Annotated in this window: 12 protein-coding genes; 10 read left to right on the top strand and 2 right to left on the bottom strand. The window is 49.7% G+C overall.

The window, feature by feature from the left end:
* Positions 1-4: 4 nt before the first annotated feature.
* From NF683_RS15600 to pepQ, 6 genes are all read left to right on the top strand, one after another.
* Positions 5-1,054 carry an ABC transporter permease gene (locus NF683_RS15600; protein WP_253920413.1) on the top strand — a complete coding sequence of 350 codons (1,050 nt, stop codon included), beginning with the start codon at positions 5-7 and terminating at the stop codon, positions 1,052-1,054.
* Positions 1,051-1,995 (top strand): ABC transporter permease, encoded by a 945-nt coding sequence (locus tag NF683_RS15595; protein ID WP_089038087.1) that lies wholly within the window; start codon positions 1,051-1,053, stop codon positions 1,993-1,995. Before NF683_RS15600 ends, NF683_RS15595 begins: the two co-directional genes overlap by 4 nt.
* Positions 1,996-2,002: 7 nt before the next feature.
* Positions 2,003-3,019, top strand: coding sequence for an ABC transporter ATP-binding protein (locus tag NF683_RS15590; protein WP_038483575.1), 1,017 nt, complete (start codon positions 2,003-2,005; stop codon positions 3,017-3,019).
* Positions 3,016-4,077, top strand: coding sequence for an ABC transporter ATP-binding protein (locus NF683_RS15585; protein WP_253920412.1), 1,062 nt, complete (start codon positions 3,016-3,018; stop codon positions 4,075-4,077). The genes NF683_RS15590 and NF683_RS15585 overlap by 4 nt, the downstream gene beginning before the upstream one ends.
* 49 nt (positions 4,078-4,126) lie before the next feature.
* The gene (locus tag NF683_RS15580; RefSeq protein ID WP_089038085.1) at positions 4,127-5,038 is read left to right on the top strand and encodes a LysR family transcriptional regulator; all 912 of its coding nucleotides are present in this window, start codon (positions 4,127-4,129) and stop codon (positions 5,036-5,038) included.
* Positions 5,039-5,122: 84 nt separating this feature from the next.
* Entirely contained in the window at positions 5,123-6,412 is a 1,290-nt protein-coding gene (gene pepQ / locus NF683_RS15575) for a Xaa-Pro dipeptidase (protein ID WP_089038084.1), read from the top strand.
* An 84-nt stretch (positions 6,413-6,496) separates the two neighbouring features.
* Here pepQ and NF683_RS15570 read toward each other — a convergent pair whose 3' ends face one another.
* Together NF683_RS15570 and NF683_RS15565 are read right to left on the bottom strand one after the other, a co-directional pair.
* Complete coding sequence (locus tag NF683_RS15570) at positions 6,497-7,105, bottom strand: OmpW/AlkL family protein (RefSeq protein ID WP_198361465.1); 609 nt, start codon at positions 7,103-7,105, stop codon at positions 6,497-6,499.
* A gap of 520 nt (positions 7,106-7,625) precedes the next feature.
* Positions 7,626-8,099, bottom strand: coding sequence for a GAF domain-containing protein (locus tag NF683_RS15565; protein ID WP_089038082.1), 474 nt, complete (start codon positions 8,097-8,099; stop codon positions 7,626-7,628).
* Between the two features lie 960 nt (positions 8,100-9,059).
* On the opposite strand from NF683_RS15565, the gene NF683_RS15560 reads away from it, so the two are divergent.
* The 4 genes from NF683_RS15560 to NF683_RS15545 all read left to right on the top strand — a co-directional run bounded on the left by NF683_RS15560 (position 9,060) and on the right by NF683_RS15545 (position 14,609).
* Positions 9,060-10,412, top strand: a complete 1,353-nt coding sequence (locus NF683_RS15560; protein ID WP_089038081.1) for a TULIP family P47-like protein — start codon at positions 9,060-9,062, stop codon at positions 10,410-10,412.
* A 68-nt stretch (positions 10,413-10,480) separates the two neighbouring features.
* Positions 10,481-12,643: a TULIP family P47-like protein gene (locus tag NF683_RS15555; RefSeq protein ID WP_253920411.1), complete on the top strand. Its 2,163-nt coding sequence runs from the start codon at positions 10,481-10,483 to the stop codon at positions 12,641-12,643.
* Positions 12,644-12,665: 22 nt separating this feature from the next.
* Positions 12,666-14,063 (top strand): TULIP family P47-like protein, encoded by a 1,398-nt coding sequence (locus NF683_RS15550; protein WP_253920410.1) that lies wholly within the window; start codon positions 12,666-12,668, stop codon positions 14,061-14,063.
* Positions 14,064-14,090: 27 nt separating this feature from the next.
* Complete coding sequence (locus NF683_RS15545; RefSeq protein ID WP_253920409.1) at positions 14,091-14,609, top strand: inclusion body family protein; 519 nt, start codon at positions 14,091-14,093, stop codon at positions 14,607-14,609.
* The last annotated feature ends 57 nt before the right edge of the window (positions 14,610-14,666 follow it).

The raw sequence follows: 14,666 nt of genomic DNA, 5'->3' as shown, positions 1-14,666 counted from the left end.
CGCCATGATTGCTTTTTTAATCAAGCGCCTGATGCACGCGATATTGGTGATGTTTGTCATCAGTGTACTGGCCTTCGCCATCCAGGATAACCTGGGTGACCCTGTACAACAGATGGTCGGTCAGTCGGTTCCCGAAAGCGAGCGTGAAGCCATTCGCGAGCGCTTGGGCTTAAATGATCCGTTTTTAGTTCAGTATGTACGCTTTGCGAAAAACGCCGTTCAAGGCGATTTTGGCGACTCTTATTTTTATCGTGAACCTGCGCTGGAGGTTATCGCCCGGCATTTGCCCGCAACCCTTGAACTGGTGTTTGCGGCTACGCTGATTATTGTGCTTTTCTCAGTACCGATTGGCGTTTATAGCGCGATAAAACCTCGCTCACCTGTATCACGTTTTTTTATGGGGGCTTCGATCATCGGCATTTCGATACCGGTGTTTTTGACCGCCATCTTATTGATTCAGATTTTTGCGATTGGCATCACTATCACGCCGTTTCCTGAAAGTACCAGTTGGGGAGCTTGGCTCAATGGCCTGCTATCGACAGAAGGCAATATGCCGTCGTTTGGTCGCGGCTATGATTTAGTACATGTGGTAGGCCACTGGGACACTAACTTAGCCACCTGGAGTGGTTTACAGCACCTAGCATTGCCCGCGATTTCACTCGCATCGATTATGTTGCCGCTGTTTATCCGCCTGATTCGCGCAGAAATGATGGAAGTGCTGCAGTCAGAGTACGTGAAGTATGCCCGAGCCAAAGGCATTTCAATGCGACGCGTTTACTTTGTGCACGCGCTAAAGAACACCATGCTGCCGGTTATCACCGTTGGCGGCGTACAGATCGGCACCATGGTGGCTTACACCATTTTGACCGAAACCGTTTTCCAATGGCCGGGCATGGGACTGATGTTCCTTGATGCGATTAACCGAGCCGATATACCGCTGATTGTTACCTACCTGATGATTGTCGGCGTCATTTTCGTGGTGACGAACACCATTGTGGATTTGATCTACGGCTTCGTTAACCCCACCGTAAAACTAACAGGTAAGCCCGCATGACAACGCCCACAACAACGACTGCACCCAGCCGCTGGGAACGCCTGCGCGACTCTTACTTATGGTACAGCTTTAAGCGCGACCGCACGGCTCAACTGTGCCTCGCAGTATTTATTTGCTTAGTGATCGCAGCGTTTTCAGCCCCATTGCTAGCCCCTACCGATCCTTATGATCTGGCTCAAATCGACATTATGTCGTCCGAGCTGCCCCCCTTTTGGATTGAGGGTACCGATGAGCGTTACAGCCTAGGCACCGACGCCCAGGGGCGCGATTTGTGGTCGATTATTCTCTACGGAACCCGCGTATCGCTACTGATTGGCTTTGGCGCGGTCATACTTCAAGCACTGCTCGGCGTAACGTTCGGCTTAATGGCAGGCTACCTAGGCGGCCGCGTCGACGCGTTGCTAATGCGCTTGGCCGATATCCAGCTGTCATTTTCTACCCTGATGGTCGCTATCGTGGTGGGCGCTCTAGTGAAAGCCACTATGGGCAGCGCGTTTTACAGCCAATATGCCGTGCTCATGCTTATTTTGATTATCGGGTTAGCCGAATGGCCACAGTACGCACGTACGGTGCGTGCTTCAGTACTGGCTGAGAAAAACAAAGAGTACGTCGATGCTGCACGCGTCATGGGGCTACGTAGCAAACGCATTATGTTCCGCCATGTGCTGCCTAATACCATGTCGCCGATTTTTGTTATCTCAACGGTGCAAATTGCCAACGCGATTATTTCAGAGGCTGCGCTGTCATTTTTAGGCTTGGGAATGCCCGAAACCCACCCATCGCTTGGGTCACTCATCAAATCGGGCTTTGACTATATCCAATCGGGGTCTTGGTGGATCACCCTAATTCCTGGAGCAGTACTCATTGTGCTGGTGCTGTCTATCAATCTATTGGGCGATTGGCTACGTGATGTCATGAACCCACGACTCTATAAAGGCTGAGGACACCATGGCACTACTTGAAGTCTCTCAACTCGATGTACGTTTTGCCCTTCGCCAAGGTGAAGTGCGCGCTCTACGCGATGTCAATTTCACCCTGGAGCGCGGCGAGCGCTTAGGCATCGTAGGCGAATCTGGCGCGGGTAAATCCGTGGCTGCCTTCTCGCTACTTAACCTAATCGCCAAACCCGGCTTTATAGCGGGTGGCAGCATAACGTTTGAAGGCCAGACGCTTAACACCATGTCTGAGCGCGGCCTGCGCAAAATACGCGGCAACCGCATCTCGATGATCTTCCAAGATCCGATGATGACGCTGAACCCCGTGCTCTCGATTGGTGAGCAGATGGTCGAGTGTTTAAAAGCCCATCGACGGATCTCCACCAAAGAAGCCCGCGCGATTGCCCTGGACAAGCTGCAACAGGTACAAATCCCATCGCCAGAAACACGCTTGGATCAATATCCCCACGAGCTTTCTGGCGGTATGCGTCAGCGTATTATTATCGCCATCGCCCTACTGCTCGATCCCGATATTATCATTGCCGATGAACCGACTACCGCCCTGGACGTGACCATCCAAGCGGAAATCATGGCGCTGTTGCTTGAGCTATGCGAACAGCACAACGTGGGTCTGATTCTCATCACCCACGACCTGGGGGTAGTGAGTCAGGTCACCCAGCGCATGCTGGTTATGTACGCCGGTCGCGTTATTGAGCAAGGCCTCACACGGGAAATTATCAACGATCCTCAGCACCCCTATACCCAAGGGCTGATCAACGCGTTACCGCAAATGGCGACCCCAGGTGAAAAGCTCAACCAGATCCGTGGCAGCATGCCATCACTCTCTAACTTACCTAGCGGCTGCGCGTTTCATCCTCGCTGCGACTTCATCAATAGGGCAGATGGTCAACCACGGCCTGCCTGCACCCAGCAAGTGCCTGAATTTGTCGAATCCGGCAATTGCCGTGTCGCCTGCCATATGGTGGCTGAAATGCTTGAAGATCGTCGCCTGAAGGAGGAAACACAATGAGTGCTCAGGTCGAAACTCGCCACGCTGCGCCCACGCAAAATGAAGAGAGCAGCGAATCGTTACTACAAATTCGTGGCCTTAAGAAGCGCTTTTCATTATCAGGGGATTTTTTGGAACAGCTGCGCTTTAAAGGCGGCAAGCTGGTGCGTCATCAAGAGCATGTACACGCGATTAATGGCGTTAACCTTGATATCAAACGCGGAGAAGCACTGTGCGTGGTCGGTGAATCTGGCTGCGGTAAGTCCACCGTGGCACGCACGGTAATGGGCTTACTCACCCCCACAGAGGGTGAAATCCGCTATGACGGGCAGCGCATTGATAATTTGAGCTCTCGCCAGTTATTACCTTATCGCAAGCGCATGCAGATGATTTTCCAAAATCCTTATGCCTCGCTTAACCCACGGATGACGATTCAACAAACGCTGGAAGAACCGCTGCGTTTGCACCACCCAGACTGGAACCGAGAGAAGATACTCGACAAGGTCCAAGACGTTATGAGGTCGGTGGGGATAGACCCCGATTGGGGCAAGCGTTTTGGGCACGAATTTTCCGGTGGCCAACGCCAGCGTATCGCCATAGCACGCGCCCTAGCCGTTGATCCTGAGTTTATTGTTGCCGACGAGCCCATTTCGGCACTGGATGTCTCCATTCAGGCGCAAGTGCTCAACCTGCTGATGGAAGCACAGCAAGCGCGTAACCTAACCTATCTATTTATCACTCACGATTTGGCGGTTGTGGAGCACTTTGGTACCCGCGTAGCGGTGATGTATTTAGGCACGGTGTGTGAAGTGGCCACAACGGCAACGCTATTTGCGAAACCGCGCCATCCCTATACCCAGGCGCTGCTATCCGCGATTCCCCGCTTAAAAGATGACCGCCCCCAGCATATTCGTCTTACCGGAGAAGTGCCCACGCCGGTCAACTTACCGAGCGGTTGTGTCTTCCATGGCCGTTGCCCCCATGCCAACGCCCGCTGTCATCAGGAAATCCCTACCCTGCAAACACAGGGTGACGGCACTCGCGTTGCGTGCCACGCTGTTGAAGAAGGCCGGCTATGACGCCAATTTTAACGACAGCATCACGTTTGGCAGGACGACGAGGTAAGGCATGGAAATTCGCTGGCTAGAAGACTTTATCGCCCTGGCCAGAACGCGACACTTCTCTCGCGCAGCGGATGAACAGCACGTCACACAGCCCACCTTTTCCCGGCGCATTAAATTGCTAGAGGAAGAGATGGGCGTGACGCTGATCAACCGGCAGACGTTGCCACTTTCGCTAACCCCGGCGGGAGAGGAGTTCCTGACACTGTGCGAACAGGTAACCGATCGTGTGCGCTTAACCCGTGACCGCGTGCGAGAAATCAGCGCCGGACAGCAGCGCCGTATCATGGTGGCTGCTCCACAGAGCTTACTCCCGCAGTTCTTGCCAGAATGGCTCGCTGCTACGGGTTGGCAAGAGCGCATACAGCCCTATTTGCGAGCAACCGGGTGGGCGGCGAGCGACTATTTTCAAGCACTTGGTCGGGCAGAGTGCGATCTTGCTATCTGCTATTGGCCAATCGGACGTTGCGATTTAGATATCGATACCAGTGCCTGCACGTATCGGATCATTGGCCACGAGCGCTTGATTCCTGTCACAGGCCTCGATGCGAATGGCACACCTTGCGCGTTGCTACCCGGCTCGCGCCAGCAACCCGCGCCTTGTCTGGCCTATCCAAAACGCGGCTTATTGGGCTCAGCGGTAAAGGCGCATCTCGCTCGCTTACCGCAGAGCACCTACCTCACGGCGCAAAGTGAAAACCTCTATGCGGCGGGTATTAAAGAGCTAGTGCTGCTCGGCTACGGCATGAGCTGGTTACCCGAACGCAATATAGCCGCTGAGCTCGCCAACGGCACATTAATCAGAGCCGGCGATAGCCGCTGGGATGTCCCGATGGAGCTACGACTATATCGGCACCAAAACCAGCATCACGCAGAGCTGGATAGCCTGTGGAGTGAGCTTGCTCCACCACGCAGTTAAGCCCGTAGTTAAAGCACTAGCCCGACTTGATACCGTACCCTGAGCCACTAGCCAAGCCGCCATTGATAAAAGGACACCACCTGCATGTCAGCCTCTTTGTTTAACTTGCAGCGCAAACACTTAGCGCATTTACAGCAAGCCTATGCAGACCTGTTGACCAGACACGGTCTCGATAGCTTAGCCATCTATAGCGGCCACGCCAGTGCACACTTTGGCGACGACCAAACGCCAACCTTCCAAACGTACGGCCATTTTATGCACTGGGTAGGCATGGCCGATATTCAGCACAGTTGGCTGGTGATTCAACCCGGCAAGCGCCCGCAGCTGTATTTGTATGCGCCAGCAGATTTCTGGCATTTGCCTACTCGCCTGCCTGAAGAGCCATGGGTAACTGAGTTTGATATCCACCTGTGCAGCGAAAAGACCACACCAACGTTAGCGGGTCGCGCGGCAGTGATCGGTGATATTGAGGCCACCACACGCCTAGCACTAGACGCGCAGTATCAGCCCGAACCGCTGGTTAGGGCCCTCGATGAACTGCGCATGTTGAAGACCGCTTATGAAATAGCCTGTTTAAGCGAAGCCAACCGGCTTGCCATCGCAGGGCATCAAGCCGCGCAGGCTGCTTTTATTGGCGCATCAGCGGAGTTAGATATTCAGCTGGCCTACCTGGCTGCCAGCAGACAGCGGGAGTCTGATGTCCCCTATCAGAACATTATTGGGCTAAATGATCATGCGGGCGTATTGCACTACCAACACTATGATCTAAATAGCCCTACGCAACGACATAGCCTATTGGTTGACGCTGGTCGCCGTTTTCGCGGTTACTGCGCAGATATTACACGCACTTATGCAGGCCCTGACGCGCCAGGCATCTATCGCGATTTAATTGACGGTATTCACCAGGTAAAAGACACGCTAGTGGAAAGCGTTGCTCCAGGCGTCGAGTTCATTGCGCTACATGAGCAAATGCATCGTTTGCTGGCAGATATCCTTATTGCCAATGACCTTTTTCAGGGCAGCGCAGAACAGGCAATTGATGAGGGAATCACGCGAGCTTTTTGCCCACACGGTTTAGGGCATTCGTTGGGGCTGCAGGTTCATGATGTGGCAGGGCTTCGCCATCCAGATGGAACGCCCTCACCCGCTCCTGAGCAGCACCCAGCGCTACGTTTAACCCGTACGCTGCGCCCTAGCATGGTAGTAACGATAGAGCCTGGGTTCTACTATATCCCTATGCTGCTGGCCCCATTGCGCGACAAGGCACTACCGATTAACTGGAAAGTCGTTGATTCGTTAGCCAACTGTGGCGGCATCCGTATTGAAGATAACGTCGTTGTCACAGAGAGTGGCTTCAAAAACTTGACCCCCTGATCAACAAAACGCCCGACCCAAGGATTAACTCCCCAGGCCGGGCGACTATCAGATCGCGGGCAAGATCACCCTGCGCACTTCTCGTTAGAAGCGGTAGGTGACGCCACCACCGATAGTAACGGGTTCCATGTTTACTTTACCAACCTTGTTACCACCTGCATTGATGTCGGCATTCACGTCTGCATAGCTAACATAACCGTTTAACATGATGTTATCGGTAACCGCTAAATCAACCCCCGCCTGACCGATCGCACCATAGCTTTCATCAACGCTTAAGCCTGTGGGCTCGCCTGAGAAGCGAGTATAGTTCAAGCCAACGCCTACATAAGGCTGAACTTTAGAGTCTAAACCGCCCATCGGATAGTAGTTAACCAACAGATTAATCGGCAGGCGGTCTACGCTACCTGCGCTGCCACCAGGACTGGTGTTGAGGTCGTGTTCAAACTTCTCGGAGCTGTTCAGTTCAGCGCCAAGCTTATCGGTGAACAGGTAACCCGCGCCAAACGTAAATCCTCGCGCGCTTTGTACGTTTAGGTCTGCCGCGCCAACATTGCCATTTCCAGAACCCGTATCCGTTTGGGCGACACCACCACGTACGAAAACGTCACCTGCTTCGTAAGCGAGTGCTGCTTGGCTGGCGATCAATGCGCTAGCGGTAAGAACAGCAGCAGAAACTAATTTTAATTTACTCATCAGGGTCATCCTCTTACATCTTACTCGGGATTGGTGCCGGTAACTCCAGCTACCTATACAATATATACCAATCGAACAGCGTTTCCAAACTTATTGTGTTATTTTAATATAAGTTTTACATATCAAGCACTGCCGAAAAACAGAATTGGTTATAAAAGTCAAGCACAAAGGACAGACATAAAAAAAGTCCCCCGAAGGGGACCCAGGTGGAGCACGCCAGCTCACTCAGTGTATCGCTTACCGATCTCTGTCGGGGCGATGTAGCAAAGAAGGAAGAGACACCCATTTAACGCCGGTAACTCTGTTCATTTGCTTCTTACCTAATATATAGCGAACTGCGTGCCAATTTAATTTTTAATGATTAAAAACAATGTCTTATTAATAATTAAAACTGAATACTTATCGAAAGGCGTTGTTGCCAATGCCAAAGCGCACCATCTATGCGCATGACAGGTTGGTTTTGCCTCATAACGAATCGCTCAATTGGAAATTCCGTTTAACGTTGAGCAGAGAAGTGCTTCTAGCGTGATCGGTTGATCTCGTCTTCAGCACATGCTGCTAAATCTTTTAACACCTGACGCTGCTGCTCATTTAAACGCCGTGGCACGGAGTCAATAATACAAAGCGTTCCTATCCTGAAGCCATCCACCGTTGTCATTGGTATGCCCGCGTAGAAGCGTATGCCTCTATGTACTTTTACCAAAACAAAGTCTTTAAAACGACTGTCTTGGCTGGCATCTTCAATCTCAAAAATTCCTTCTTCCTGAATGGTATGGGCACAAAGCGACTCTGTGCGACACGTTTGGGTAAGCGCGATCCCTTGTCGGGATTTAAACCATTGGCGATCTTCATCGACTAACGTTACCAGCGCAGCCTCTACACCAAAAAACTGAATTGCCAGCCGAACAATTCTATCGAAACGCTCTTCTGGCGGGGTATCCAAAAGCGCTAGTTGGCGCAGCGCCTGTAGCCTTGCTTGCTCACCCTTTACCATGGCAACACCCTCTTCTTAGGTAATGGATAGCGTCATTCACGCAGCAATGCTGCTTAGATCGTTTTGATTAGTAAAATGTATGCATTAATTCATCTTTTGTCGCTGATTAGACAATTATTCTGCACTTACACTCGGCCTTCTCTGATAACTATCACTTTATAATCATCAACTTAAATCAACCCGCACATCCTTTCAAGATAACACTCAAAATGTCTATTCTCGCGCCAATAATTAATTTAACCCCACAATTATGCATAGAGCCGTTCAGCTAGGCCCTCGGGTTAGCAAAAAACGCACCATATAACGGTAAATTGTCTTGCCCCGATATCATTGCTTAGGCTGCAAACATTTAACCACCAACGTATCCCCTGCCCAGTGCTCCCCAACCATAAGGCATTTGCGGTGACTTAATTGAAACGATTGTCCTCGAGGGCATCTTCAATCTCAAAAATTCCTTATTTCTAAATCACTTGAATACAAAATATACTCTTGGAAACACGTTGACCAAGCACTAATTTCAGTAAACTTTCAAGACAACCCTCATCCTAATTGGCTGTTATTTTTAAGATAAATCATTACCACCAACTAAATTTAATAATGCAAAGACAAAACACTGGAAAATGCAATAAGATGGTCTACGCTAATTCTTAATACTTTTTAACTATTTGGAATCACCAGAATTCTAATCGGCAGCTACTTAACCCTGCGGAGGTAACTGTCTGTTCAAACAGCTTTATTCTAAGCATTTCGGGTCTTCTCATTAGGGCGAAAAATAATTTTTTATGTCTACTTTATTTCTCTTATAAGTTTTTATTGATACACATAACATCTTACTTTCACTCTGTTACATTTTCGAAGAACCTTATCGATTGTTAAAGGCTTACCTAACTAAGCATTTGATTAATTTTACTTATGTGGCGTGAGAGATAAAAAAGAGTCGGTCACAATAAAGGAGTGTGCATGGATACCTATCAGTACGACTACTCTTATGCACTGACCAAAGACAAGGTCAATGACATCATGAGTACCAACCTTGCATCGGTTTCGATGCCCCTTGTTTATACAGACCATGACTCTGTCACAGGTGCTATTACCACTATTAATGTCAACCTCGGCGTATGGAGCATGGCAGATGGGGGGCAGAACAGATTAATGAAGCTCAATATACCGATTAAAGAAGGTTTTATGAGTATATCGGGCCTGCCAGGCGTTAATGGCAGTTGGGATATGACTGGGGTTTCACTGCTGGTGGAAATTACGCTCGGCTGGCTTGGGCCCGGAAATCAACAAGAACTCGATGGCGAAGGCTCTCTGACCAGCTTAGTCTTCTCTCCCTCCGAAGCCAGCACACCCAATGACCCCGGCTATATCGCTATTCTCACTGTAACAGACCCATCAGGACAAATGACAAGTGCCGCCACCGGCATGCTAAAACAAATTGCGCAACAAGCATTTTATGAAAGCCGGGATAATCTGCAGTACATCTTCGCAGGTGTCGTTCCGGTGCCTGCTGGGGCGACCACATGGTTACGCCCATATAAGTGGCAATACTTTGTTGCATCTGGTGATATTGAAGCACTTTGCTTTCTGTCGATGCTCGATGATTCGCCATTTCCTGCCACCCCTGCGTTTGATTCCACAGCGCTGACGTCTGGTTGTAACGCTGTTGCACTGATTTCTCAACAAGCTTTTTTTAAAAACACGCTATTGCCCGGCATTGAAGACACCTTTCCCAAGGGAACATTTTCTGTACACCAAACCAACCAGCATTCGGTTATTTCTAGTAATGGGGCGTTTGATGCGCAGATTGATGGCGACAATATCAACACCGACTCCTTTTCTCTTTGGCCTTCCGATGCTGGTGACGGACTCCAGACATCCTCTGCTGGCGGCGGCCCACTTACCTTCCTTTTTGGTCTAGCCGACTTGCCAGATGCCACTTATAGCTGGACGTCAAAAACTGTCAATCCGCTTTCTTTAAATTATTCGACCGGGGTGATGACTTTTGAAGAAGACCCTAGCCCACAGACGACGCATGATCAGGATATTCCTTGGTATGACTACATCATCCTCGTTGGGCTAGGTTTAACGCTCCCCGGTCTGATTGCCGATATAACCGATGCGGTCAACCATTATGGCGACCAAGTGAATGCTGTGGGCATGGCTAATATTAACGCCGCCGTACAATCAACTTTTGATAACGATGTCGTCAACGTAGCCAGCCTCCTCGACTGGCAAATTGATGGCCAGTCGTTCAGCTTGACCGAGGGAGGCCTAGACGGAGCCCTCTATTTTCGTGGAAACCTTTCCTGACCACCCCTCTTAGCTGATCTGAGCATAAGTTGGAGTGAATACTCATACAGTGACGAAGGAGAAATACCATGACCGATAGCACTTCACTTGCCCCAGCTGCTGTAAAGGAAATTGACGCCCGTGCGGTTGCCGAGACATACAATTGGGATACCGTTGTAGCACTACATTTTGACACGACCAACCGAGCACTTACTGACAACTGGAGCAGTGTTGATGATAGAGCCAAGAACATCTCACAGTCAGCCAGCGATGATCCAAGCTACCAACTCACAGCCAGTTTGGACGCTTGGCAGCTGTCTACCGGAGGCGATGGCAAGAACATCAATATGAGCGTTCCAGTTTCTGGTGGTAACTACCTAGCAGGTGGCCAAAGTTACTCACTGGATGGGCTTGGGATGAGCGTTATTATCCAAATTAATATGGATTGGATTCCAGACCCAGACCAGAAGGCTTTTGTGATCAACGAAGGGGTTGGTGCCATCGTTGCCGATCTCGATAATAGCGTTGTGGATGCTGCGCTTATCGAGGATTTTGCAACTAACGGTGTCACGATTAGCAGTAATTCTGCGCTGTCTACCGTTACGCCAGGCGCCGCTTGGGTGGTGACCGCGGAGGACAGCTCTTTCTATTACATGTTTTATAGTGAAGACAAGGATCAGGATAAGTTTCTCTCTGTCTATCAATACACTGATTCCTTCCAGAGCCAGCTTCGTGCCCTTAGTCAGGAAGCTGGCGGAACAGCTGCCGTCGTCGTTATGAACATCGTCAATCCACCAGATGCTGGCAGTATCGGTAACGCGGTATTACCAGAGCTTCTTAGTGAGTGGTTCAATACCAATATTGGCTATTTTAACTTCGTTTTCTCAGTAATAGATCTGACTCCCCAGCTCGGCCAGTCTCCCAACTATACCTGGATTGATCCCACAGCCACCAGTTATGCCGTGGTGGACGAGCAGACCATGGAAAGTTCGGTGATGGGTGTATTGACGATGATTCAGAACAATACTCCCGGATCAAATCACCAGGTGTCACCTAATGCCATTCCAAGAGGCGAGGATGCCAACGGGGCCGATACAGGCTTGCTGATTAGCGGCCCGAACTTTGTGAAGAATATGATCCTAGCGGGTGCCAAGAACCTCTTTGACGAGGCGACAGACGAGGATTTCACTACATTTAATGATGGTCTGTCTGTAAAAAACGTCAATAAGTTGACTTACGGCTACTTCAAGATGGATGACGACCCGTCTGCCACAACGGCAGACGACGGTTATTCCTCTCAACTAGACGAAGGGATTCTCCCTGAGGGGCTGGTAAATGCCTTCAGGACTCAGGGCCAGTATGGATATATTTATAACCCTGACCTCCGAAACGATTCAGTTAAAGTCAACATCAAGGGAAGTCAATGGTTCCTAAGCGGTAACGGGGATGAGTACATCGTAGATCTCAATGACGGCAAACTCGAATTATACACCGCCACCCAAGTCACCATTGAAGCTAATCAGTTTGAAATGAGTTTGGAACACAGTTTTCTGGAAATCAAATTCATTGACTTAACCTACCACCAAAGTTGGCAATACGACGTCCATATTAATTATACCGAGCAGGTGAGCCTAGGTCTGAAAACGGTCACGACGTCTTCCGGAGACACGAAACAGATTTTCAATTTCACCCAGTCCGTACGCAATATGACGGTCAATGTCACAAAAACCCAAGCCGAAATAGACTTTGAAATTGTCATGGGAGCGGTCACCGCGTCCCTCGCCTTGATTGCTGTTATTGGCCCGGTTGTGGATGGCCTTGCTGCCTCTGCAGAAGTGACAGTTGCCAGTGTTGATGAAGGCTCGGCCCTTCTTGATGAAGAAAGCTTTTTCAGTGCACTTGGTGAGGACAGCGAGAGCGAAGAACAAAATGTCGCCAACGAAGAAGATGCGCTGGCGAATGGTGCTGAACAAGCTACAGGGCGAATGACGCGGATCAAAAATGCTTTCAATTCGACTCGCTGGAAAGTATTCGGTGGTGTCACAGCAGCTTTGACTGCAGCGTATGGTGTTGAAATGACCGTGGCGGCTATTTTGGAGTCTGTATACAAAAACGATTGGGAAAACGTGCCTGGCTTTGACGAGTTTGCCAACGATGCCATCGCGCCTTATACCTTCCCTGGTGTCAATGGATATGAGCTCAAATCAGCATGGCTCGCCGATTCTTTACAAATTGGCCTGAAAACCAAGTAAACAGCGACAAAGGAAAGCAGCCATGTCCACCCAAAATGCTGCCGCAAATACCTATAATTGGGATACCGCTTTTGCTATTCCGATTCCTGACGTCAATAAAACCATTGTGGATCAGCAGTCATCACCGCACAGCTTCTCGGTTACGGCAGAAGGTTCTTACACAGCCTCCGCTGATTTCTCGGACTGGCAAGTCTGTATGGGTGGGGATGGCAAAAACATCCGTATTTCCATCCCCATGAGCAACATCGTTGTTGACTACACCAGTGGCAGTAAGGTTACCGTTGATGCTGGCAACGCAACGATAGAAATCAACCTTCACTACATTCCCCACAGTGCCGCGAATGACGACTCATCGAACTTGGTTGCTCTGGTTGCAAAAACCAGCTCAGACAATGCCTCAACTCCAGTAGCCGCTTTGGTGGGAGAGGTATCACTCACCCCCAACCCTGGAAGTGTCACTCAGGCCGTATTTGGCCAAGCCCTTTTAGATTGGATCTGCGCTAATTTAAGCGAGTTCAACCATGTATTTTCAGTGGTTGATCTCAACCGAATGATTGACCAGGGACAGTGGGGGTTCGTAACACCAAATTATACAGAGTACGCTTACCTAGATGGCAATTCGCTAAGCGACAGCGTTCTTGGCGTGCTGACGATGACAGGTGATCGAACCGGGCAATCGTTGAGCGAGCAGGTTTCTCCTAATGCCATCCCAGCGAATAGCGAAGCCGGTTTTCTCGTCTCCCAGGAAAGAACCTTATACGATCTGGTACGACCCGCCATCATGGTTGCCTACCCTGGGCTGAATAGCGATAACTTCCTGATGAGCAATGATAAAACCAAACTTTATCTGGATCAGGGGGTATCAGTGGATATGCCTCCAGTTGAACATGATGGTTCAACTTATCACCCTATACTCACATCCCTTACAGTAGAAACCGATGGAGAAACATTCATCGTAACCAGCACAACCAGCACCTACATCACTTTTGGCATTACATCAGAGACAACCGCAACCAACTGGTACACGCTAAATCTCGGTAGCTCAAATAATGGGCAAACCATCAATTTCGTACAAACACAACCAACTGACCAGCAGTATACAGTTCACCAGGATCCGGGGGTCGTCGTTACCGAGATCATCATATCGATCATTGTCGGCCTAGTGGCCTTGATTTGCGCCCCTCTGACGGAGGGGGCATCACTCGTGATCGGTGGGCTTGTGATTGGGCTGCTATTGGGTGCTTCAGAAATTGCAACAGGTGCCATTGAGTCGGTCAATAAAGAGACATCACCTTCTGTGGATTTGCTTTTGATTAATGCCGTTGATCCTATCAAATGGACGGGAAGTGACTCGTTCAAGCTTGATTATGTACACCCAAATATTTCCTTACAGCTGGGCGGAGATCCACTCTTCGTATAACACACGCAACGCTAATTCAGGAGAACCATGATGGCTGATACTGAAAAAATCATTGATGTACTGATCGCTATTGATGCCGAGTCAGTCATTCAAAAGTACGGAACTAATACAGACTCTGATAACCCTCAGCAGATCGCTACCAGCGCGAATTTTATCTACATGATTGTGCGTAGTGACGAAGCGGTTTCTGGAAACGGCGGCGCGGAGTTGACCATTGCGGCCCAGACACTAGACGTTATTCGTTGGCGAGAAACTTCGTTGACGCTAAACGGCACTTACTCAACCATACTTTATGAGTTCGATTCGACCAATAGCGACGGCCTGATCACCCCTCCCCAGCCCATAACTGTAGAGGTAGATACCCCCTTACCGGTTGCTTCTGATCCCCTTCATCCATCAACCCAGACGATCAATGACTATTTCTGGAACTGCACGGTCACCAGAGCCGGAAATGTAACCTACCACTTCAAGTTCATGATTGTTGATCGTGATAATAATGTACAGGGTTACTATTGGTGGGATCCCTTCATTCAGATCACTGACTGATTTTATTCTCTGAACCTCTTTCAACCAAGAGGACAAATACAACAAGGAGAATGCTGC

Origin of the sequence: Halomonas sp. MS1 (genome assembly GCF_024182575.1) — a bacterium.
GTDB lineage: Bacteria > Pseudomonadota > Gammaproteobacteria > Pseudomonadales > Halomonadaceae > Vreelandella.
This window is presented reverse-complemented; position numbering and strand designations above follow the sequence as displayed.

Excerpts from the sequence above, each read along its gene's own strand:
- NF683_RS15600 (WP_253920413.1), top strand. The coding sequence starts at position 5 with ATGATTGCTTTTTTAATCAAGCGCCTGATGCACGCGATATTGGTGATG.
- NF683_RS15595 (WP_089038087.1), top strand. The coding sequence starts at position 1,051 with ATGACAACGCCCACAACAACGACTGCACCCAGCCGCTGGGAACGCCTG.
- NF683_RS15590 (WP_038483575.1), top strand. The coding sequence starts at position 2,003 with ATGGCACTACTTGAAGTCTCTCAACTCGATGTACGTTTTGCCCTTCGC.
- NF683_RS15585 (WP_253920412.1), top strand. The coding sequence starts at position 3,016 with ATGAGTGCTCAGGTCGAAACTCGCCACGCTGCGCCCACGCAAAATGAA.
- NF683_RS15580 (WP_089038085.1), top strand. The coding sequence starts at position 4,127 with ATGGAAATTCGCTGGCTAGAAGACTTTATCGCCCTGGCCAGAACGCGA.
- pepQ (WP_089038084.1), top strand. The coding sequence starts at position 5,123 with ATGTCAGCCTCTTTGTTTAACTTGCAGCGCAAACACTTAGCGCATTTA.
- NF683_RS15570 (WP_198361465.1), bottom strand. The coding sequence starts at position 7,105 with ATGAGTAAATTAAAATTAGTTTCTGCTGCTGTTCTTACCGCTAGCGCA.
- NF683_RS15565 (WP_089038082.1), bottom strand. The coding sequence starts at position 8,099 with ATGGTAAAGGGTGAGCAAGCAAGGCTACAGGCGCTGCGCCAACTAGCG.
- NF683_RS15560 (WP_089038081.1), top strand. The coding sequence starts at position 9,060 with ATGGATACCTATCAGTACGACTACTCTTATGCACTGACCAAAGACAAG.
- NF683_RS15555 (WP_253920411.1), top strand. The coding sequence starts at position 10,481 with ATGACCGATAGCACTTCACTTGCCCCAGCTGCTGTAAAGGAAATTGAC.
- NF683_RS15550 (WP_253920410.1), top strand. The coding sequence starts at position 12,666 with ATGTCCACCCAAAATGCTGCCGCAAATACCTATAATTGGGATACCGCT.
- NF683_RS15545 (WP_253920409.1), top strand. The coding sequence starts at position 14,091 with ATGATGGCTGATACTGAAAAAATCATTGATGTACTGATCGCTATTGAT.